Genomic DNA, 22,379 nt, shown 5'->3' on the forward strand with positions numbered 1-22,379 from the left:
GGTTAATTAATTATTATGTTAAATCGGTTTGACAAGTTAATTTATCACAATATTTCCTTACGTTTACTATTAATTGTACCTTTTATTGTCCAAATCGCTTTAACTGTTAGTCTCGTTGGTTATCTCTCGTTCAAAAATGGCCAGAAAACGGTTAATGATTTAGCCAATCAGATTATGGATAAGACTGGACGCTTAGTAAGCCAACATTTGAATAATTACTTGGATGTGCCTAAGCGTCTCAATCAAATGAATGCAGATGCAGTAGAGACGGGTATTTTAAATTTACAAAACTTGGAACAGTCGGGAAAATATTTTTGGAAACAGATGTATCTCCATGAAAATTTAGGATACAACGGCTATATTTTACCAACAGGTAAGGGTGCAGGTTCCGGTAACTATTCACAAAAGAAATTGAAAACATTAGAAATATTTCCTATTGTTAACAAAGGCGTATCTAAAATTTATTCCTATGCTACAGATGCCCAAGGAAATAAAACTAAACTATTAAATGTCTATGATTATCCTGGTTTAGCACAACCTTGGTATACACAAACAGCGAAAGCAGGTAAACCTATTTGGAGTGGTGTACATCCTTGGAGTGGTGCATTTGGTTCTGAGTCTATTGCCGCTTCTGCTAACTATCCCATTTATAATAAAAATGGTCAATTAATGGCTATTTTTGGTGTTGATTTATTACTCACAAATATTAGCAATTTTTTAGAACAAATTCATATCAGTAAAAATGGCACTATATTTATTATTGAACGCAATGGACTCTTAGTTGCTAACTCTGGACTGGAAAAGCCTTATCTATTAGTGAATAAGCAAGTAGAGCGACTCTCTGCTATTAACAGTCCTAATCCCTTAATTGGAGCCACTGCCAAGTATTTACAGCAACAAATACCTGATTTACAAACTATTCAACAAACACAACAACTAGAATTTGATTTTCAAGGTCATCAACAATTTGTCAAAATCATGCCTTGGAAAGATAGCTTAGGTCTAGATTGGCTGGTGGTTTTAGCCGTGCCTGAATCTGATTTCATTACCCAAATCCAAAGTAATACATACAACACAATTTTATCCTGTGTAATTACTTTATTAGCTGCTTCTTTTGTGGGTATTTATATATCCAATTGGATTACTAAACCCATTTTACAATTAAGTCAAGCAAGTCAGGCAATTGCCGCGGGTAAATTAGATCATTCGGTAGATGTTAAAGGCATTAACGAATTAGAGATTCTCGGTCAATCGTTTAACCATATGGCAAAACAACTACAAGAATCTTTTTCGGCATTAGCAAGAGCGAATAGCGACCTAGAACAAACTAATATAGAACTAGAAGCAAGAGTAGAAGCAAGAACATCAGAATTACAAGCTACCATTCAACAATTACACCAAACTCAAACTCAAATGGTGCAAAGTGAAAAAATGTCTGCTCTTGGTCAAATGGTGGCAGGTGTAGCTCATGAAATCAATAATCCTGTAAATTTCATCCATGGTAATGTTGTCCATGCTGAAGAATATACTCAATATTTATTGGAATTGATACACCTTTATCAACAATATTTACCGGAACCACCCCAAGAAATTGCTGACCAACTTGCCGCTATTGAATTTGAGTTTCTAGAAAAAGATTTAGTCAAAGTATTCCAATCTATGCAAATAGGAACAAAGCGGATTCAAGAAATAGTTGTATCATTACGAAATTTTTCCCGTTTAGATGAATCTGAAGTCAAAGCAGTTGATATTCACGAAGGCATTGATAGCACTTTGGTAATATTAAATAACCGTTTAAAAGCTAAATCAGACCGAGAAGGCATTAAAGTAATTAAAAATTATGGAAAATTACCTTTAATTGACTGTTACGCTGGTCAACTGAATCAAGTATTTATGAATTTACTCAACAATGCCATTGATGCTTTAGAGGAAAGAGACAGCGAGCGCACAGTTGAACAAATCAAGATTCAACCCAGCACTATTACAATTTCCACCTCAGTAGAAAATGGTTGGTTACGTATTAGTATTGCAGATAATGGGACAGGAATTACAGAGGAAGTTGGTTCCAATATATTCAACCCATTTTTTACCACTAAACCAGTAGGTAAAGGTACAGGTTTAGGTTTATCTATTAGTTATCAAATTGTCACACAAAAACACTATGGTAAACTTTCTTATCATTCTACTTTAGGAGAAGGAACAGAGTTTATTGTTGAGTTACCTATTCATAAGTAGAGGAAAAAAATCTTAAGAATATCTATAGATTCGCTAAATTTCCCTATTCCAGAAATCAAAATTTTTTACAAATCATGTTTCCATATTAAATTTGTCCCCTCTGCACAGCAGAGGGGTAGAAGATAGTTGCATCTAAATTGGAGAATACCAAACAGAGAATATTTAAAAACAACATTCTCAAAAATTATGCACAGTGTGTTAATAATACATTAATTGGTATTCCCTAAATTCAGGGCTGATGACACTGCAATTATTCGTTAATACAGCTAGGAATACCCACTACAGCACAAGGAAAATGATGACCTAGCATGTGAATAAGTGGATGATGTATAGATTGACAACCCAGAAACAGAATGTCAGCAGCTTCTGACTCAACTATTTTTCTAAATTCTGTACCAACATTACCCCAACGTAAATGTGATTTAAAAGAACCTTGCCATTCTTCAGCTAAACTTTTGGCTTGCCAAAGAATTTTGTCCGCTTGATGAAATAAAGCTGTTGACGTACTAGATAAATAACGAGCCAAATCTTGTAATTTTGGTTGTTCTGCTAATAGGGTATTAGAGTGATTAATATTACTACTTGGACACTCTAATAATGGCTGATCAGCAAATAAACTGAAATTACTGCTATAGCCATGATTGAGCTTGTTTTCGATTACATAAACGGCTTGCACAGTAACTTGAGTATTAGTTGCCAAATGGGTTTGGTGAGCTATGCAAAAAGCAATATCTAGGGCTGTGTGACTGTTAGGAGAAGCATCATAACCAACGATTAAATTGATAGAATTGGCTTCCTTCACTCTTTTGGTAATAGACTTTTGCGGCTCCGGTATTAATACCATTTGTTCAATTAAGTCATTTCGACCTATGGTACTTTGTAGCCGAGCTAAAAGAGGCTTAATTTTCACAGCTTTACTTCTCTCCCTTGGAACGAATAATGAATGAGAAGCAGTAGTATCAATTCTGGATTGATGAATCAGTTAAATCCAAAATTGATTGAGGAAACTCCAATCACAACTAAAATAACAGCCAAGATTTTGGAGGTTCCTTCCATTGCCGACGGAGTTAGCTGACGGGCTGAGACTGGAAGGTGTCTCTCAATTAAGATTAGCCCCAAACATTGGTTCCTCCGCTTTAAATTCAGCTTTCATGAATTTAAATTAGGCTACCCACAATGCTTTGTGGAAATAAATAGTTAAAAGCAATAAAATATCAACTTTCAACTTTTTGAATTGTAGCTTATATTTCTCTAATTGTCTAATCAGAAAATAATAATTTCTGTTACTCCTCTGAGGTAAAGTAGCGGTCAAGGAAATTCAGGGCATGGTTGCGAAGTTCAAAATATTCTTGAGAGTTACGCATAGCCATTCTATCTCTTGGGTGTTCAAAGGGAATTTCTAAAATCTCACCAATTTTAGCTGCGGGTCCGTTGGTCATCAAAATAATGCGATCAGACATATAAATTGCCTCATCAACATCATGAGTAATCATCATGACTGCTTGGCGATTATTTTCCCAAATATCTAATACTTGTCGCTGCAATTTCGACCGAGTTAAAGCATCAAGGGCACCAAAAGGTTCATCCATCAATAACATTTTTGGTCGAATTGCTAAGGCTCTAGCAATGCCTACCCGTTGTTTCATTCCTCCAGATATTTCATCAGGATATTTATCAGCAGCCGACGTTAAGTTTACCATTGCTAGATGTTCGTTCACAATGCTAATTTTTTCGGCGCGGCTAGCATTCTTTAGCACTTCATCTACAGCTAAACGGATATTTTCGCGCACAGTTAACCAAGGCAGTAGGGAATAGTTTTGAAAGACCATCATCCTATCTGCACCAGGTTTCCGAATTTCTCTACCATCTAAACGTACTGAACCAGAGGTAGCTTTTTCAAAGCCACCAATGATTTTTAACAGTGTTGATTTACCACAACCAGAATGACCAATTACAGAAATATATTCATCTTCACCAATCGTTAAATTCACACCATCTAAAACCACAAAATTACCTTTATCTGGTGTGGCATAAGACTTCACCAAATTTTCAATTTGGAGAAATCCATGGTTGGCCGTATTTTTTAGTTCAGTATGTTTGGATAAAGCAGTATATTCCATGGGTGATTTCTCTCTTGATTAATTACTTTTTTGATTGCTGATTTAAGACATAAAAGTGCGGATAGGTGCAGTGACTCTAATGTCAAAGCTATTGAGATAACCAATAGGGTCGCTAGGGTCAAAGCCTTTGTGATCTATAAATGCTGTTGGTGGTTCAACTTTATAATCATCGGAAGGGCATTTAATACCCATTTCTGAGGCAATATCTCGATATAAATCTGTTCTCCAACCTTGAGCCGCAATTTTTTCAGCATTGGGCGGAAATTGGTGAATTTGTCCCCAACGTGCAGCCTGAGTCATTAACCATAAGCTGCGAGAACGCCATAAAAATGTGGAATGTTCTCCTGGCTGTTGAGGCAGATTAGGGGGAATATCAAAAAAGATAGTAGTGTCTTCTGCCTTGATAGTGCGGTCTTTGCCATCAAAGCCACCATAGTTATATTCACCTAAAATACCTGGAGCGGTAAACTTGGTGAGCGAAGCCCCTGGTTGCTTTGGTTTGGCTCCGGTAAAGGAACGGTCAGTAATTAGTTGTGCTACTTCTTGACGGTTTTCTGGTTTGCTGCAATATTGGCAGGCTTCTATCATGGCCTTAACCAAAGACCGATAGGTTTTTGGATAGTTGACGATGAAAGATTCCATCACTCCTAACAGTCGGTCTGGGTGTCCTTGCCAAATTTCTTTTCCTTGGGCAAAGGTAAAACCAATACCTTCGTTACCTGTAATGGCTCTGGTGTTCCAAGGTTCGGCTACCATATATGCTTGCATAGCGCCAATTCTCATGTTGGTCACCATTTGAGGTGGGGGAATGATGATGACGCGAAATTCTTTAAAAGGGTCAACACCTGCGGCAGCTGAAAGGTAACGAACAAAGTATTCGTAAATAGCGGAACTGAGAACGACTGCCCAAACTCTTTTCTCTGGGGGTTGGTTGTCAAAATAAGTCCGGAAATCTCGCCCAAAGGCTTCTAAGGCTCCATCACCATATTTTTGTTGATATTCATACCAAGGACGTAAACCAAAGTCCCACATATCTTTGCTCATGGTGATGGCGTTACCATGGCGGTGTATGGTCATGGCAGCACAGAGGGGGGCATGACGGGCACCTTCTGCGCCAATTCTGGCGTTGGTAACGGCACCAGAGACGACGGGGGCGGCATCGAGACGACCAAAAATTAAACCATCACGGGAGGTGGCCCAACTGGCTTCTCGGTTGAGTTTGACGTTGAGTCCATATTTGCGAAAGAAACCTTTTTGCCAGGCGATCGCAAATGGCGCACAATCATTTACAGGTACATAACCAACTGTAATATCGGGTTTTTCTAACTCTTGGGGCTGAATTATCCGTTTCACTGCTAAAGCTTCTTCCGTTAGTCCCTGTGCAGACCTATCACTGGAAATGCCACAGGATGACAAGGCTATACCTGCTGTTACTGCACCTATGCCTTGAATAAATTCTCTCCTTGTCCAATTCTTTTCACTCATGACTATAAACAATATATATGGATACGTTAAGGCGCAATGCAACCTTGCGTCTCACCATGAAAATTGCCACTAAATTTGGTTAATTCTTACTATGGGGTCGGTGAGTGACTAATTCCTGAATTTTGCCCATAGCATAGTCTAAAACTAATCCAGTGATACCAATCACGAATACAGCCAAAAACACAGAACTGAGATTTAAACGACTCCACTCATCCCAGACAAAGAAGCCGATACCAATACCACCCGTGAGCATTTCCACTGCCACAATTACTAGCCAAGCGATTCCTAAACTAATTCGCAACCCGGTAAAAATATAAGGCAAACTCGCAGGTAAAATGATTTTCGTAATCTGTCGCCAACGGGGCATTTCTAAGACCCGGGCCACATCTATATAGTCTTGAGGAACACTGGCAACACCCAAAGCTGTATTAATAATTGTGGGCCAGAGAGAAGTAATAAAAATCACAAAAATCGCGGAAGGATCTGCCAAATTAAAAATAGCTAAGGAGATAGGCAACCAAGCTAAAGGTGATACTGGCTTAAATATCTGAATTATGGGATTAAATGCCAGCATTGCAGGTTTAGACATGCCAATTAGAAATCCCAAAGGAATTGCCACTATGGCACCTAAAACAAAACCCAATAAAACACGATGTAAACTCGCTAACAATAACCAACCAATACCTAAATTACCAGGGCCTCTTTCGTAGAAAGGGTGCAAAATATAATCTAAATTGGCAATTAGTGCCTCTGGTGGAGTTGGCATGACATCATGGTTAGCAAGGGCAACTATCCACCACAGGACAATGATTCCTCCAAAACCTAAACAGGGAAATAAAACAATATCCTGAAGCAATACAGGTTTTGTCTTTTTCCAAATATCTTTTCCTGCCACTGCAATTATTGCAGCTAAATTTAGTTGCAAAATCATATTTAACCTCAACAGAGTTAAGCGCAGGTACAAAAACTGAGTAGTACCAGCCTTGGATACTGATGAGATCAGAAAATAAGAGAAATTCTGTCTCTTCAGTCTCCTCTCAATGCCTACGAAGTTAGCTGACGGGCTAGGGCTGAGAGATGCCCTTCTTTGCTCGATTAAAAATCTTAGATTTTGGATTATTTTCCATCCTTAATCTTAAATTTGGGAAATATTCGAGACAAAAATAAGCCCCACAATTTGGTTCCTCCGCTCCAGAATTTACTAATGGGCTGGATTAGGCTGACTTACTCTAAATACATATTAACAGGCACACTATAACATTAGTATACAGCAAAAGCATCTGTATTTATAATGAATATTATTTATTTAACTACTTGTATGTTTTGAGTAGGGGAATGCAAGTCCTCAGTAAATAGTGAAACTAGAGCTTAATTAAGCTTAATTAACTTTATTATGTAAATTCAAGGCAAATACAGTTTTAGTCTAGATTTTTGCTGATCAAAGTTTCGATAAATTCAGAATAATGATAGTTTTCTTGCTTTTATTGATATATTCATTCCGTCAAAGCAAGAAATTTTATCTTGACCAATTTATTACCTATTGGCTGATATCTACTTCTTGTGTATGGGGAAGTTTTTCCATAATTGTGATAACCAAACTCTAGACTCGTTAAACTAATTGCATATGTAATCTGATTCAGTGAATCTAACAAATGGATTTTAGTCAATTACTTGCTGCACGTATTAATAATATCTTGGATAAATGGGTATTAGCAGTTCGTCAAGATAAACAAATTGACAGTGTTGATGATTTATCTTACCGCGCTATCAAGGATCATATTCCTGATGTATTGAAAGCCATGGCTAAACTGTTATCAAATTCTCACAATAATGATTTTGAATCTATAGTAACTGCTAGTTGGCAGCATGGCTCAATTCGGGCTGTACAAGGTTTTGACCCAGAAGAAATTGCTAGAGAATATCATCAGTTAAGACTAGTCATATTTGATACTATACAACCAGATTTATTGCAAGTTACACCCTTAGAAATCATTCGGACTACGGGATTGATTAACTCTGTGATCGATGAAGCGATCGCTCAATGTTTCCATAGTTATGTTGCTGAACGCTTGATAGAACTACAAAATATCCATTCTGCTCTAATATTACATAATCAGGAACTAACCCGCTTAATTAATGCTAATCAAGATAACTTGTCCCAACTGGCACATGATTTAAAACATCCGCTGGCATCGATCATCGGTTATTCAGATTTATTTTTACGTCAACATCGTAAACAATCATCAAACACACATACCCAGATCAACTTTGAACATATTGAACGGGTATTAAATAACGGTAGATACCTACTACGTTTAATCAATAATTTATTAGAAATTTCACGCCATGATGCAGGAAAAATTCAGATTGAATTAGCACCAACTAATGTATGTGAAATTATTAATTGGGTCTATCAGATGTTTGAACCCTTAGCGGCTGAAAAAAATCTCCTAATTTCCATAGATTGTCAAAATGCTCCTGCTAAAGTTATGACAGACGGTTTTCATTTCCAACAAATTATCATCAATCTCCTTAGTAATGCTATTCGCTATACCCCATCAGGCACAATTAATATTATTTGTCGCTTACTAGATGAGCAAACATGGCAATTTGTTGTGGCTGATAGCGGCATTGGGATTTCACCAGAAAACCAACAGCATATTTTTGAACCCTATTTTCGAGTTAATTCAGGTGTTCAATTGAATATAGCTGATAGCACAGGATTAGGACTAGCAATAGTATCGCGCTTGGTCAAACTGTTACAAGGTGAAATTGAGGTAGTTTCTCAGTTGGGAGTCGGTTCCACCTTTACTGTCACCTTTCCTGTACAAGTTGAGAGCAAATAGAGTTGATTCCGCGCCAAGAGACAAAACAAATTTTTGTAACTTGGCGTAAAATCAACAACAGTATATTTAAAAACCTTCTTTTTTCAATTTAGCGATCGCATCTTCTGCTGCTGCTTTTTCTGCCTCTTTCTTATTGCGTCCCCTACCAATACCATATTCTACCCCTTCCACAAATACTTTCGCCACAAACTCCGGTGCATGGGAAGGCCCACCAATTTGTTCTGTTATGTATTTGGGTGGAGTAGTAGTCAAATATCGCTGAACCCATTCTTGAAAACGATTTTTTGAATCTACATGAGAACGAGATTCCTGATTAGACTCACGGACAGAATTAAATAAGGGTTCCACCAAATCCCGCACAACTTGAATATCTGCCTCATTATCTAAATAATAAGCGCCAATAACTGCCTCAAAGGTACTACTCAGTAGATTAGGATTATGAAAACCTCCATCTCGAATTGCACCTTGGCCTAAGTACATTAAAGAATCTAAACCAATTTCCAGGGCAAACTCCGCTAATTGTTTTTCATATACCAATGCAGAACGACGACGAGTCAATTCATCTTCCCCTTTATCTGGGTAACGACTATAAAGGTATTGTCCACTCAAAAAGTTGAGAATAGCATCACCGAGAAACTCCAGACGTTCATTGTGTTCACCTTCTGTCGGGTGCTCATTCACATAAGAACGGTGTGTGAGTGCTTGACGCAGCAGTTTTTCGTTCTTAAATTTTGGCAGTTTGTTCATGTGAATATTGATTGTGAATATTGATTCGGATGTTGTTAAAACCAATAGCTTACCTGATTTTAGATTTTCGATTGAGAATTGTGGACGATAACTAATACCAAATCGAATAATGTTGGCAACATATGATTACCCCACCCGCTTGTGGGGAGGGTTGGGGAAGGGTTTGCTCAATGTGTTGGTGCTTTTCGCGAATTGGTATAAAAAACCGTCCTGGGAAATTCTCATCAGCACTTGAATTTTGTCAACTTCTGGTTTTTATAAATAAAAAATATAGATAAATAACGGTTTAATTATTTTTTAATATCAATAATCAACATCCTGCTCCCAAAATTCACCTCCTCAGTAAATACCGCAGATACAGAGGTTGTTCATAAAGCCTCAAATCCTAAAAAATGTATTAAAAACTACAGATATTTGTTTTCAATCGATAGAAGATCAGTCAAATTTACTGAGTAGAAATTAATCTCATCAACTTAAATCCAGGTCATAGTCTCCGTATTTCCTGCCATCTTGGTTAGATAAAAGTTGATGACATAGTATGTGCCACATTCTTAACTGCACATTGACTGATGTTCACCTTTCATGAGACACAGGGTATGAATCATAGAAGAGTCTCTCTATTGTCTTGGCATAACACTTATAGGTATTATGCAAACTAAACCCCTACTCTCAGGGGAAACCCCAAATCACAGTTCCCAATATAAACATTAAGAATTTTGCCTACTGATTAGCAAAAATCTGATTGAGCAACCCTGATTAAATCAATTAATTTAGGTGAGCTTTTGCGTAACTTCCATTAAGACTGTTCTATCAGGGAAAACAAAACGGTAATGAATATGCGGATTCGATCTTGGCATCGTCTACTAGCACTAGCTATCGGTTCACTAATATTTGCAATTTTTGCACCAACAGTTGTACAGGCTTCAGCACCTCCAACTATTGAGTCTCTGGCAGACACAACTACAAAACTACAAATAGCCATTGATACTACCTGGGTAATACTAACAGGCTGTTTGGTCTTCTTCATGCAGACTGGCTTTGCCATGCTAGAAGCTGGTTTACTACGCCAAAGAGGTGTAGTGAATGCCTTGTTAGAAAACTTTGTTGATGCGGCTGTCACCATTCTGATTTGGTGGGGTGTTGGTTTTGGTGTTGCCTTCGGTACAAGTGCTGGTGGTTTCATCGGTATAGATACATTCTTCCTCAGTCACTTACCCGGCGCAGATGGTAGCTATCCCATGGGTGCACCTGGTTCAACAGCTGCTATTAACACTTACACTTTATTCTTCTTCCAATTTGCCTTTGCTGCCACTGCTAGTACCATTACCACTGGTTCCATGGCAGGAAGAACAGATTTTGTTGCTGACCTAATATACAGCGCCGTTATGGCTGCATTTAGCTATCCAATTATTGTCCATTGGGTGTGGAATGCCAATGGTTGGTTAGCAAAGATGAGTTATCACGACTTTGCAGGTAGTTCCGTTATTCATACAGTTGGTGGTTGGACAGCTTTAGTCGGTGCTTATTTACTTGGTCCCCGTCCGGGTCGTCCAGCTTGGGGAACATTGCCACCAGCCCATAATTTAGGACTGGCTACTCTGGGTACGATGATTCTCTGGTTTGGTTGGTATGGTTTTAATGCTGGCTCTACCTTGGGAACAGGAAATACAGGATTAATTGGCTTAATCATACTCAATACCACTATTGGTGCTGGGGGTGGTGCTTTATCCGCAATGTTTTATCAGTTTTTCCGCTCAGGTAAGTGGGATTTAGTTTACTGTCTCAATGGTTCTCTAGCGGGACTGGTGGGCGTTACAGCAGGTTGTGCCTATGTTTTGCCTTGGGCTGCATTATTAATTGGCTTAACTGGCGGTTTGTTGGTAGTTTGGGGGATTGATTTAATTGAAGCCGTACAAATTGATGACCCAGTGAGCGCCTTTGCTGTTCATGGAATCAATGGGATGATGGGTACCATCGCTGTAGGTTTATTTGGGCAGCCAGAATTGACCATGAACAAAAAAGCTGGTCTATTTTTAAATGGTGGCTTTGAATTATTAGGGATACAACTTTTAGGGCTTGTTGCCATTACCGTGTTTACTGTTGCTTTTGCCTTTTTAATGTTTGGAGGGCTGAAGGCAATAGGTAGACTGCGTGTAGATTCTAAAGCTGATGTGATTGGTATTGATGCTTACGAGCATGGGGCATCAGTTTGGCCTGATATCTATGCAGTTGATCAATTAGAAGAATCGGCAAAACACTCTCACAACCCCGCAGTGGGTGCTTACGAAGGTGAATAATTTTTATTTGGGCTAATAAATGGGTGATTGATACATATCAATCACCCATTTTTTGTGGATAAATATAGTTGTTAATCTTTTACTCCTTTCACTTGTTTACCCACATTTCTAACATTCATTACTTTACTTAAGATATCAAACCAAAAAGAAGCGCCCATAGCAATAGCTAAACCAGTAATTAACCAGCCGGTAATCATAGCTAAAATGCGGTAAATTTTACCAATAGTTCCTAGTGATTGATTTGCTCCTAATTGCTCTTGCAAATTATTATTATTCCAACCAATTGGCAAAGTAATATCTTCTAAAATTCGATTAGTATCTATATTGACTAACCCTGATTGATTAGGATTTTCTGAACTGACTTGCACAACTTTATTAATAATTGCTGCTCGCAAGATAGTATCTTTTGATAACCGACTAATCATGTGAAATGTATCAGCATTTGCACTGACAGCCAAAGTTACACCAATTAAAATAGCTACCCCTTTGGCATTACGCTTATAAACACCTCCTGCACGTTCCATGGAACTATCAAAACTTTTTTCAATTTCTCGACGGAAGATTTGAATTCCTTCTTCAGCAGTATTTGCAGTCATTTGGACTCGCTTGGCCATAGTTGCAATACTTGTTACCACTGGTGCTGGTAAACTATCGATTAATTCTTGAATTTTTTGATAAGTTTCACTATCTTGGTCTTGCAGGGCTGCTTTCATTTCTGCATACACAGCACTACCTTGCTGAATTGATTGGACAATTTCGTGGATATTTGGTTTTAGTCCATTGACAGCAATTGTCTGTTCAATATTATCAAAAATTCCTTTACGGAAGAATTTTAAGTTACGCCAGGTTTTTTCTAAAAATTCTTGGTTATTTTCTACATGATATTGAAAATGATCTATATATTTATCAAAGGAATCACCCATTCTGTTCAGGCTAATTTGTACATCTGTTTTACTATTTTTATAGTCTGCTACAATTTGGTTATATTCTGAATTCAGTTGCTCAAAGGTATCAACAATATCTTTAATAATTTCGTTGGATACTTCATTATTTTCAACTTTCTCTTCTAGACTAAGCAAAATATTTTTTACTTCAGCTAATTTTTCATCTTTGAATTTTTCTAGTCGAATTTCTGTTAATTTTTGCACTACCATGGTTAATTGCAATGTGTCAACTAAAGTGGTAGCGAATGTTTCAGCAGGGATATAGGAAGGTGCGCTGTGTTTATTGTCACCAAAAATAGTTTCTTTTTTCAAGCGAGAAGTTGGTTTTCGCAATGAATTAAACATTGCAGAGATTAACCAAGTAGCTTTGCGAGGTAAAGTTGGTAAAAATCCTTTTGCTTCTTGGTTAATACCTTTGACTAAGGGATTAGTATAGATTTTATTAGCAAGTTGAATTACTTTGCTGTCTTCTGAATCTAGAGCATCTCCAGCTAGTAAAATTTCAATAGATTTTCGTAAATGTTGAGCACGCCATTGGAGAATGGTAGCAATCAATTCTTGAATTTCTGAAGCAAGTAAGCTAAAAATTAAATAAATAAATATTAATCCCAAGGCTACATCTAAAATAAAAGGTAAATTCATTGACAATCTCCGGCAAGGTAATTAACCAAGCTATGATTGTATTATTTGTGTCTATAAATCGTAAAGGTGCTAGTAACATTTATTGAAATATCAAGGTTTAAAATCTTAGCTAAAAAATTATTTATGTAATGAAGAAATTAAGCTAATTTGGGATTTAGCCATTGTTCAGAAAATAAGTTGTTACTGGATGGCTACATTAGAGATTTGCTTTGGTCTCTATGTAATCAAACCAAGCTGTAAAATGATTAGCATAGGATATGCAAGAAGGAAGCTTTATTTGGAGTCATCTAGAGAAACAGCATCGCTCGGCAGAGAAATGGATAGATTGGTTATGGCTAGTAGTATTACTGTTGGCTGCTGTAATTCTATTTAGTATTAATCTTGGTGGACTGCCGTTGCAAGATGGAGATGAAGGGACTGTAGCACGAATAGCCAAGGAAATTTGGCAGGCTGGCCCAGGCTCAATGAAATGGCTGTATCCAACCTTGGGAGGTGAACCATATCATCATCAGCCTCCTTTGATGCATTGGTTAATTGCTTGGGTCTATTCTCTAGGTGGTGTGAATGAATTTACTACTCGTTTACCTGGAGCAATTTTAACAGCTATTTCTGTGCCTTTGGTTTATTGCATTGGTCGGGAAATATTTCGCCAACGTTGGGCAGCGATTTACGGTGCTTTGATTTATTTAACAATGTTGCCGGTTGTACGTCACGGTCGATTGGCCATGGTCGATGGTGTGGTAGCCAGTTTTTTGTTGGTGATGATTTTGTGTATGTTGCGATCGCGTCGCAACTTGCGTTACTGCTTGGGTGTAGGTATCAGCTTTGGCTTGATTTGCCTGACAAAAGGGATGATGGGTGTGTTTTTAGGGGCGATAGTTTTAGTATTTCTCTATTGGGATACTCCCAGACTCCTCACCTGTTACTATTTCTGGCTAGCTATTTTCTTAGGCTGTCTGCCTGTGATCAGTTGGTATACCGCCCAACTTTTACACTACGGCTATCCTTTTAACCAAGTTGATACAATCAATTCATCATTAACCAAAATCGATACATTCACCTTTGGTAAAATTGAACCACCTTGGTATTATCTTCTGGAAATTGGCAAATGGACCTGGCCTTGGTTAGTATTTGTCCCCCACACTCTACGCTTCACCTGGGAAAACCGAAACCTCAGTTGGGGAAAATTAATCATTATTTGGGGTGGTGTTTATCTCATCCTCATTTCCCTAATTAGTCAAAAATTACCTTGGTATTTATTTCCTATTTATCCTAGCTTGGCTCTAGCCCTGGGTTGCCAACTATCAGAAACAGAAAATGTACCATTCTTTTCTTCCTATCCCCGCACTTGGGTGACAAGTTTTGCGATTTTGGCAGTGTTAGCTTCTGCTGGCAGCGTTTATTTTAGTTGGGGTAGCACAGCGAAAACCGACTTGCAAATGATATTTGCCGCAGTTGCCCTCACCATGACCTTAGCTGCGATTTTGGCAGAACGAAATGATGGGCAATTTTTGAGGATTTTAGTTTGGGGTAGCTATATTGCCTTACTGTTATTGATGAAATCTAATTACTGGGCTTGGGAATTAGAAGCGGCCTATCCCGTGAAACCTGTAGCAGCGATGATTACAAGGGTAAATCCCAGGGTGCAGCAAATTTACACATCTTTTCCCTACCATCGCCCCTCACTAGATTTTTATAGCGATCGCACTATTATTCCCGCCTCTCCAGGGGATTTGCAATATTATTGGCAATATAGTCATCAACCTTACTTCCTGATCAACCAATCAGCCTTAGCCAACCTCCAACTCAAATCTGTGAAACTGATTGATCAAGCTGAAGGTTGGCAATTGATTACTAAGGATGGTAATAGATTGTAAACATAGGGGGCAGAAAGAAGAAGACAGGAGTTATAGAAGTTGCAGGAGGCAGAAAGAAGAAGACAGAAGTTACAGAAGTTGCAGGAGGCGAAAAGAAGAAGACAGAAGTTACAGAAGTTGCAGAAGTTACAGAATAATTAATGCCATTGCTGCTGAACTTCTGTTCGCGCAGTGTGCCGTAGGCATACTCCTGTCTTCTGAACTTCTGAACTCCTGTTCGCGTAGCGTGCCGTAGGCATACTCCTGAACTTCTATCCCCTAAAGTGTCCTATGGCTATCTGGCAGTGTTTGCTGTTGGTAGTTAGTGCTTTCTTGAGTGAGAGCGATCGTACCTAAGATAATAGCCCCTCCTGCTAATAAAGCTAAGAAAGGGCTTTTAAATAGAACAAAATCTCTTATAATCCTAGCTAAAGGTTGGCTTTGACGACGTAGAGATGAAGAGAGCACAATCTGTTTCCAAATAAATGGATCGCGGACATAGTGACCGCTTTGGCAGACTACCAGCTTTTCTTGACAATAAGGACAGCTAAATAAGCCAATGTGGGTTTTTATCGGCTTCATCCTTTGATTCTTCTGGCAAATGGGGCAAGTAACATAATGATTATCAAATGTGTGTATATTCATCTAGCTCGTCCGCCTAGTCCATTTAATCGCTCTATAAGAATAGCTATATTGAATTTTGCTCAAAACTTAGTAGCTCTTTCGGTATATTATGAATATATGTTACTTATAATACAAACATTATATACTGCTACCAAGAATGACCTATATGGTGCTCACAGGAGTTTAGTCATAGTTAAGTAACTTTGGGGCTAAGTTCTGATTGAATTAATCATGATCTATCAAGACTGAATTTACTGTCTCCTCTAAACAGAGAACACAGCTAGTCCCGATCCATACCCAATACGGCCCTTTAACTACTCAATATTAATTCTCTCCCATTTAAGCATTCTCCCCACAAAAATTGTGAGTAGTTGTATTTTTTTATCAAAGGTTTTGGGATTTAGCAAATGAAGCTTACTTGTCTAGTTGCTAAATCATGACTCACAATGAGAAATAAACGATAATAACTTAAATTTTTTCTCACATTTACCCCACATTTCAATGACTCTCTTGCCTCCTAATCAATTCAGGAAGGTAAAGGAATCACCTGCTTTTCCCACACCTTCTGCTTCTGCTCGTTTAACTCACTTACTTAACCGTTTTCAAGCCTCCCCAGAAACCCTAGTGTTATTTTTAGCCGTGCTAATTGGCGGGGGTACGGGTATGGGTGTTGTTACCTTTCACTATTTAATCCAGCTGATTCACGATATCATGCTGGAAAATTTCATGGGTCAAATTGGTATTTGGGGTGCTTGGACTTTAGCTTGTGTCCCCACCTTGGGTGGTATCATCGTCGGTTTAATGCGTTGGCGTACCCAAGATTTTGGCCCTGGACTTTCTTCTTTAATTGCTGTCACTCAAGGTAGAGAAGTCAAACGACAATTAAGACCAGTGACAAAAATGTTGGCGGCTGCTGTTTCTTTAGGTAGCGGTGCTTCTTTAGGGCCTGAAGGGCCAAGCGTGGAAATTGGTGCAAATTTTGGGGTGTTGTTGTCTGATGTGCTGCAAGTCTCCCAAGAACGACAGAGGCTATTATTAGGTGCTGGTGCGGCGGCTGGTTTAGCGGCTGGTTTTAATGCTCCCATTGCGGGTGTCTTTTTTGCCCTGGAAGTAGTGATGGGAACTACATCTTTTGCTACTTCAGCAGTTAGTGTGGTGTTGCTAGCGGCGGTAGTGGCGGCATTAATTGCTCAAATCGGGTTAGGGGCCCAACCAGCTTTTACTTTACCTGCTTACCAAGTACGTAGTCTTTTAGAATTACCTCTCTATCTGGGTTTGGGATTGGGAGCTAGTTTAGTTTCTTTAACTTATGGGGAAACGATTCGCTTGGCTAAAGCGATTTTCGCTGGCAGAATACCAGGGTTTGATGTTTTAAGTAAAATTCCGCAGCCAGTTCAACCAATTATTGGTGGGGCGATTATTGGTGTTGTGGCTTTACAATATCCGCAGATTTTGGGTATTGGTTATGGCACTGTACAAGCAATGCTACAAGACCAGGATTTTTCATTGGAATTGTTACTAGCATTATTAGCCCTCAAGTTGCTCATGACAGCCCTGAGTTCTGCTAGTGGTTTTGTGGGTGGCTTATTTGCACCTGCAATGTTTTTAGGTGCTTCCTTTGGTTCAGCTTATGCTAAATTGCTGGGTTTAGTAGCGCCAAATATTAGTGAGTATATGGCTGGGCCTCCAGCTTATGCCATGGTGGGTATGGCCGCAGTGTTAGCAGCTAGTGTGCGAGCACCATTAACAGCGATTTTGATGTTGTTTGAATTAACTCGTGACTACCGAATTGTTTTACCGTTAATGGCGGCGGTGGGTTTAAGTGTGTGGTTAGTGGAGAGAATTAAACCAACTTATAGCTCTAATTCTAATCTGCAACAAATTGGTTTGTCGGAATTAAAAGATGAACAAGCAGAGATTTTGCAAAAAATTGTGGTATCCGATGCGATGAGTGTCGAGCCGAAAAAGTTGCCTGCTAATTTGGGTATTTTAGAAGCAGCGATGGAAATGGTGAGCGATCGCACCCGCAGTGCTTTAGTTATTGATACCGCAGGAAGTTTAGTGGGAATTATCTCTCTAGAAGATATCAACCGTACCCTTTCCCGATGGCAAAACTACCCTAATTCTGGCAGTACAACAGAAAATCATGGGTCGCAAACACTCATCGATATTTGTACTAAGGAAATTCTTTATGCCTGGGAAGATGAGCCATTATCAGAAGCTTTAGACCGAATGTCTTTACGCGGCTTACATCAGTTACCAGTAGTAGCTAGAGACAATCCGGATTTTATTCTTGGTTTATTAGAAAGGGAACAAGTGGGATTAATTTGTAACTTAGCAGCAACCCGTCAAGTGTTGCGCTATTATCTACCAAGTTTACCATCAACTGATCAGGTGATTAATCATTAGGTAAGAACTCAGCTATCAACCCTCAGCCGTAAGCAAACTAAATCAAGTTAAGCTCCGTCCATAGGCAAAACTAACCCAATTCAAAAGAGATTGAACTGGGAAAATTAAATGATAAATTGTCAAAAATGCTGTTGACGGAGCCTATAATTAGGCATCAGCTACTGATAGCTGATAGCTGAGTGCTTACCTGTTGACTATCTTTTGATTACGCTGTAGCTTCTACAGCATCAACATCTAGCTGTTCTTCTGGATCTACTTGTCTGAGACGGATGTGCTTCTTACCTAAAGTGATCAGAAACTCATCACCAGGCTTGAGATTCATTTGTTTTGTATAGGCAGAACCTATTAACAAGTTACCATTTGATTGGACGCTAATTCTATAGCTTGCACTGCGTCCACCGCGTCCATTTGCACTGGCTGAACTGTCCAACTGAATGCCTTCAGCATCAATTAGAGCATTGAGGAATTTCATCATATTGACGCGCTCTATGCCGTTTTTAGTAACGGTATAGTAGCCACACTGTTTAGCTTTTTCTTCCTTGCTCAGGTTCTCTAGCTCTTTAACTTTTTTCAGAAGGTCTTCGCCAACTAGGGGTTCAATTTTTTTCTGTTTAGGCATCAACTTAGGTCGAAAACGAATGTTTGAAGTGTTTGGAATCGATTTTATTTTAGCTGACATTGAGCTAATAGGAACAGAGTCCTTTAGTTTTTATCTCAGCCTAGCCAAGTATATTACACTTATAGACAAAATTGTTGCATTCTTAGCAATCTTGTCAAGACATTTGATCAAAATAATTCCGATCATGGTGATAGATACTATATTTAGTTTGTAAATTACTGGTAGACTATATTTGTTTAAGTTTTTTAAACTAACCTAAACCGAGTCTTTTATTGGCTGAGGATAATCATTGACACGGTAATGATAAGCAAAACTGATCCTTAGTCATTGCTCATTAGTCATTAGTCATTAGCCGGTCTTCTACCTTAATAACTGACAGCTAACAAATGACAAATGAAATTAACCACTAAAGGGCATTACAGTGTCAAGGCATTGCTAGATTTAAGTTTACAGCCAAAATATGGCCCTGTATCAGTGAAAGCGATCGCTAAACGACAAGATATTCCTGCTCCTTATTTAGAAAAATTGCTGATCGAAATGCGTCGCGCTGGGTTAGTAAAATCAATTCGTGGCAGCATTGGTGGCTATCAATTAGCAAGAGAGCCAGCAAAAATCTCCATTGGACAAATTTTAGAAGCAGTAGGTGAAAAGGTGACTCACTTACCCTTAAATAGCCCAGAACCTACACAAGCAGAAGATTGGGTAACATTAACTCTGTGGCAGAGACTTAATCAAAAGCTCAAAGAAGCTTTGTACAGTATTACTCTGGCAGACCTCTATTATGATGCGCGTAGTTGGCAAGCTTCCTTAGGTGAAGAAGCAAATTTCATAGTTTAATTAGTGGTCAGTTGTCAATACTTGCTGACTAATTCTTTATAAATATTGATCAATGACCAATGAGCAATGGCGAATTATATCTATATCTTGATCTTGGCAGCCTGTCTAGATTACTTAATTGGTGATCCTTGGGGTTGGCCACATCCAGTCCGTGTGATGGGATGGGTAATTTCTCGTGGAACTAAATTAGCTCTCCAATACTGTCAGAGTCATTTCTTTCAACGCCTTGCCGGCATAATATTAGCCATTGTTTTAATTATTGGTAGTGGTGTAACAGGCTGGTTAATAATTCAAATTACCCGCAATATACATCCGTGGTTAGGAATTATTTGTGAAAGTATTCTCTTAGCTAGCTGTTTTGCCCTGAAAAGTTTAGAAAATGCAGCAAAAGAGGTTCTCCAACCACTATCTACAGGAAATTTAGCAGCAGCAAGACAAATTTTAAGTAATTATGTGGGTCGAGATACAGAAAATTTGTCTGAACCAGAAATTTTCCGGGCTGTGCTGGAAACTGTGACTGAAAATGCTACTGATGGGGTAATGGCTCCTCTTTTTTATGCCATTGTTGGTGCTTTCGTGCCTATGGTTGGTGCTGTTCCCTTGGCATTAGCCTATAAAGCTAGCAGTACCTTAGATTCAATGGTTGGTTATCGGGAAGCACCTTATACCTATTTGGGTTGGTTTAGTGCCAGATTTGAAGATTATTTAACTTGGCTACCTTGTCGATTAACGGTGATGACACTAGGGTTACTATCGGGTAAGCCACTATATATATGGCGGATTTGTCAAAGAGACGCGATTCAAGACCCCAGCCCCAATTCTGGATGGAGTGAGTGCGCCTATGCCGCAGTTTTAGGGGTACAGATGGGAGGAATAAATTGGTATCGTGGAGTAGCTAAACCTAAACCATTGTTAGGAGATGCCATCAAACCAATTACATCTGATGTGATTAATCAGGCTTTATTATTGACCCACACTGCCTTTTTACTGTGGTTAGGGGTAGCGATCGCTCTATTATTAGTCATTAGTCAGTGGTAATCTGTACTCTCTCGCGTTAACTGCATAGAGCCATTTCCACAAACAAGCCGACAGATTAAACCAGAAAACCCTGATCAATCGTTCCCTAGCAATCCTTAATTTTCAATTGGTATTATCTATGTCTGGCAAAGTAGTTGAAATTCTTTCCTCAGATGAACTACGTCGTACCATCAACCGTATGGCCTCTCAGATTGTCGAAAGGTCACGGGATTTATCCCAACTGGTACTCTTAGGCATTTATACCAGAGGAGTCACACTGGCTCACTTATTAGCACGTCAAATCGAAGCTTTGGAAGGAATCACAGTTGCAGTAGGAGCTATAGATATTACCTTTTATCGTGATGATTTAGACCAAATTGGCATCAGAACACCTGCAAAAACCGATATTCCCTTTGATTTAACGGGGAAAACAGTGGTTTTGGTAGATGATGTAATTTTTAAAGGACGGACAATTCGCGCGGCATTAAACGCAGTAAATGAGTATGGTAGACCTGAATTAATTCGACTAGCAGTCTTAGTAGACAGGGGTCATCGGGAGTTACCAATTCATCCAGACTTTTTAGGTAAGCAACTTCCCACAACAAAAGAAGAAATTGTCAAGGTATATTTACAGGATTGGGATGGGCGCGATGCTGTTGAGTTAATTAGTAATTAATATACCTACTATTTTGCAAAAATCAGGGTGTAAATACGGTTATCAGTCAAATCGGTTGACCCCCATTATAAAAAATTAACCAACTAGTGAGTTATTAATTCCCATCCTGGGCAGTTTAACAATAAGTTTAAAAAATTAACCTTATGGAAAATATTGCACCAAAGGAAGAGCGAAAGAGCATCTTACTAGTTGATGACACACCTGCCAATTTACACTTATTAACCAAAATTCTCACTACTCATGACTATCAAGTCAGGGCTACGGTGACGGGTGATATGGCACTCACTACCGTGAAATCTGCGCCCCCTGACCTAATTTTACTTGATATTTTTATGCCTAATATGAATGGCTATGAAGTGTGCCAACATTTAAAAGCAGATGAATTAACAAAAGATATTCCCATTATTTTTATTAGTGCTGTGGGTGAAGTAGTTGACAAAATCAAGGCTTTTGAAGTTGGTGGCGTTGATTATATTACTAAACCCTTCCACGTTGCTGAACTACTAGCAAAGGTGAAAACTTATCTCACCATTAATCATCTGAAGCAACAAATCAAAATTAAAGATAATTTACTGAACCAGGAGAGAGAGGCGCGAGAAAAACTTGAAGTTGCACTGGCTGAGGCAAATCATAAACTAGCACAAATATCTCTTAAAATTGAGGAAAATTAATTATTTTTTCCTAAGTGGATTTAGCTAATGGTGATGTGACGTAAAAAATCAATCCACAACTCAAATACTCTAACCCAGCGATCGCGTCTTTATCTCTCCTGGGTTGTTTTGCCTAGCAAAAGTTTAGTCCCAACAGAAGTAAATGTTGTCAAAAACACTTGTTTTTTCGGCAAGACTATGAAATACTCCTGTTTAATACGGTATTTCGACCGATAAACAGTAGTATAAGACTGGCATCAATAGCTTTTCAGTCCAGTAATTGATGAGACTGAACAGTAGAGAAGTGTGATCAGCTTCTCTACATACAGTTTTGCGTTGGTCTGTTGATATAAGTTTTGCCAAAAAAGATAACCC

General features: G+C 38.7%; 18 protein-coding genes and 2 riboswitches. Of the genes, 10 read left to right on the forward strand and 8 right to left on the reverse strand.

Translation table 11 applies throughout. The annotated features are described in order from the left end of the window. Window positions 1–15: 15 nt before the first annotated feature. Window positions 16–2,235 carry an ATP-binding protein gene (locus tag H6G73_RS00675; protein ID WP_190601013.1) on the forward strand — a complete coding sequence of 740 codons (2,220 nt, stop codon included), beginning with the start codon at window positions 16–18 and terminating at the stop codon, window positions 2,233–2,235. Window positions 2,236–2,485: 250 nt separating this feature from the next. Here the strand turns inward: H6G73_RS00675 and H6G73_RS00680 are convergent, their stop codons facing one another. From H6G73_RS00680 to ntrB, 4 genes are all read right to left on the reverse strand, one after another. Beyond that, entirely contained in the window at window positions 2,486–3,145 is a 660-nt protein-coding gene (locus H6G73_RS00680) for a universal stress protein (protein ID WP_244997475.1), read from the reverse strand. Window positions 3,146–3,276: 131 nt separating this feature from the next. After that, a riboswitch (cyclic di-AMP (ydaO/yuaA leader) is annotated at window positions 3,277–3,393 on the reverse strand. A gap of 125 nt (window positions 3,394–3,518) precedes the next feature. Continuing rightward, window positions 3,519–4,355 carry an ABC transporter ATP-binding protein gene (locus tag H6G73_RS00685; RefSeq protein WP_190601014.1) on the reverse strand — a complete coding sequence of 279 codons (837 nt, stop codon included), beginning with the start codon at window positions 4,353–4,355 and terminating at the stop codon, window positions 3,519–3,521. 42 nt (window positions 4,356–4,397) lie between these two features. Next, on the reverse strand, window positions 4,398–5,840 hold the full coding sequence (locus H6G73_RS00690; protein WP_190601015.1) for an ABC transporter substrate-binding protein: 1,443 nt from the start codon (window positions 5,838–5,840) through the stop codon (window positions 4,398–4,400). A gap of 79 nt (window positions 5,841–5,919) precedes the next feature. Further along, window positions 5,920–6,771, reverse strand: coding sequence for a nitrate ABC transporter permease (gene ntrB / locus H6G73_RS00695; RefSeq protein WP_190601016.1), 852 nt, complete (start codon window positions 6,769–6,771; stop codon window positions 5,920–5,922). Window positions 6,772–6,866: 95 nt separating this feature from the next. Next, window positions 6,867–7,071, reverse strand: a riboswitch (cyclic di-AMP (ydaO/yuaA leader). Window positions 7,072–7,492: 421 nt separating this feature from the next. On the opposite strand from ntrB, the gene H6G73_RS00700 reads away from it, so the two are divergent. Beyond that, the gene (locus H6G73_RS00700; RefSeq protein ID WP_190601017.1) at window positions 7,493–8,686 is read left to right on the forward strand and encodes a sensor histidine kinase; all 1,194 of its coding nucleotides are present in this window, start codon (window positions 7,493–7,495) and stop codon (window positions 8,684–8,686) included. A 66-nt stretch (window positions 8,687–8,752) separates the two neighbouring features. On the opposite strand, the gene rnc is transcribed toward H6G73_RS00700, so the two are convergent. Continuing rightward, the gene (gene rnc / locus H6G73_RS00705) at window positions 8,753–9,433 is read right to left on the reverse strand and encodes a ribonuclease III (RefSeq protein WP_190601018.1); all 681 of its coding nucleotides are present in this window, start codon (window positions 9,431–9,433) and stop codon (window positions 8,753–8,755) included. Window positions 9,434–9,542: 109 nt separating this feature from the next. Here rnc and H6G73_RS24680 point away from each other — a divergent pair, with 109 nt between their 5' ends. Both H6G73_RS24680 and H6G73_RS00710 read left to right on the forward strand, forming a co-directional pair. Then, window positions 9,543–9,668 (forward strand): hypothetical protein, encoded by a 126-nt coding sequence (locus H6G73_RS24680; RefSeq protein ID WP_277925164.1) that lies wholly within the window; start codon window positions 9,543–9,545, stop codon window positions 9,666–9,668. A 595-nt stretch (window positions 9,669–10,263) separates the two neighbouring features. Then, the gene (locus H6G73_RS00710) at window positions 10,264–11,730 is read left to right on the forward strand and encodes an ammonium transporter (protein ID WP_190601019.1); all 1,467 of its coding nucleotides are present in this window, start codon (window positions 10,264–10,266) and stop codon (window positions 11,728–11,730) included. A gap of 71 nt (window positions 11,731–11,801) precedes the next feature. On the opposite strand, the gene H6G73_RS00715 is transcribed toward H6G73_RS00710, so the two are convergent. After that, a complete protein-coding gene (locus H6G73_RS00715) occupies window positions 11,802–13,316 on the reverse strand; it encodes a hypothetical protein (RefSeq protein ID WP_190601020.1) in 1,515 nt (504 codons plus the stop codon). 257 nt (window positions 13,317–13,573) lie between these two features. Here H6G73_RS00715 and H6G73_RS00720 point away from each other — a divergent pair, with 257 nt between their 5' ends. Continuing rightward, a complete protein-coding gene (locus tag H6G73_RS00720; RefSeq protein ID WP_190601021.1) occupies window positions 13,574–15,193 on the forward strand; it encodes an ArnT family glycosyltransferase in 1,620 nt (539 codons plus the stop codon). A gap of 258 nt (window positions 15,194–15,451) precedes the next feature. On the opposite strand, the gene H6G73_RS00725 is transcribed toward H6G73_RS00720, so the two are convergent. Further along, a complete protein-coding gene (locus tag H6G73_RS00725) occupies window positions 15,452–15,817 on the reverse strand; it encodes a hypothetical protein (RefSeq protein ID WP_190601022.1) in 366 nt (121 codons plus the stop codon). A 480-nt stretch (window positions 15,818–16,297) separates the two neighbouring features. On the opposite strand from H6G73_RS00725, the gene H6G73_RS00730 reads away from it, so the two are divergent. Further along, window positions 16,298–18,205 (forward strand): chloride channel protein, encoded by a 1,908-nt coding sequence (locus H6G73_RS00730; RefSeq protein ID WP_190601023.1) that lies wholly within the window; start codon window positions 16,298–16,300, stop codon window positions 18,203–18,205. A 205-nt stretch (window positions 18,206–18,410) separates the two neighbouring features. Here the strand turns inward: H6G73_RS00730 and H6G73_RS00735 are convergent, their stop codons facing one another. After that, window positions 18,411–18,824, reverse strand: a complete 414-nt coding sequence (locus H6G73_RS00735) for an AbrB family transcriptional regulator (RefSeq protein WP_190601024.1) — start codon at window positions 18,822–18,824, stop codon at window positions 18,411–18,413. A gap of 393 nt (window positions 18,825–19,217) precedes the next feature. Here H6G73_RS00735 and H6G73_RS00740 point away from each other — a divergent pair, with 393 nt between their 5' ends. From H6G73_RS00740 to H6G73_RS00755, 4 genes are all read left to right on the forward strand, one after another. Continuing rightward, window positions 19,218–19,661 carry an Rrf2 family transcriptional regulator gene (locus tag H6G73_RS00740; protein ID WP_190601025.1) on the forward strand — a complete coding sequence of 148 codons (444 nt, stop codon included), beginning with the start codon at window positions 19,218–19,220 and terminating at the stop codon, window positions 19,659–19,661. Between the two features lie 66 nt (window positions 19,662–19,727). Continuing rightward, complete coding sequence (cbiB, locus tag H6G73_RS00745) at window positions 19,728–20,699, forward strand: adenosylcobinamide-phosphate synthase CbiB (RefSeq protein WP_190601026.1); 972 nt, start codon at window positions 19,728–19,730, stop codon at window positions 20,697–20,699. Between the two features lie 118 nt (window positions 20,700–20,817). Further along, window positions 20,818–21,354 (forward strand): bifunctional pyr operon transcriptional regulator/uracil phosphoribosyltransferase PyrR, encoded by a 537-nt coding sequence (pyrR, locus tag H6G73_RS00750; RefSeq protein WP_190601027.1) that lies wholly within the window; start codon window positions 20,818–20,820, stop codon window positions 21,352–21,354. 143 nt (window positions 21,355–21,497) lie between these two features. Further along, window positions 21,498–22,025 carry a response regulator gene (locus H6G73_RS00755; RefSeq protein WP_190601028.1) on the forward strand — a complete coding sequence of 176 codons (528 nt, stop codon included), beginning with the start codon at window positions 21,498–21,500 and terminating at the stop codon, window positions 22,023–22,025. Window positions 22,026–22,379: the final 354 nt, after the last annotated feature.

This window comes from Richelia sinica FACHB-800, assembly GCF_014698825.1.
In the GTDB taxonomy this organism is placed as follows: domain Bacteria; phylum Cyanobacteriota; class Cyanobacteriia; order Cyanobacteriales; family Nostocaceae; genus FACHB-800.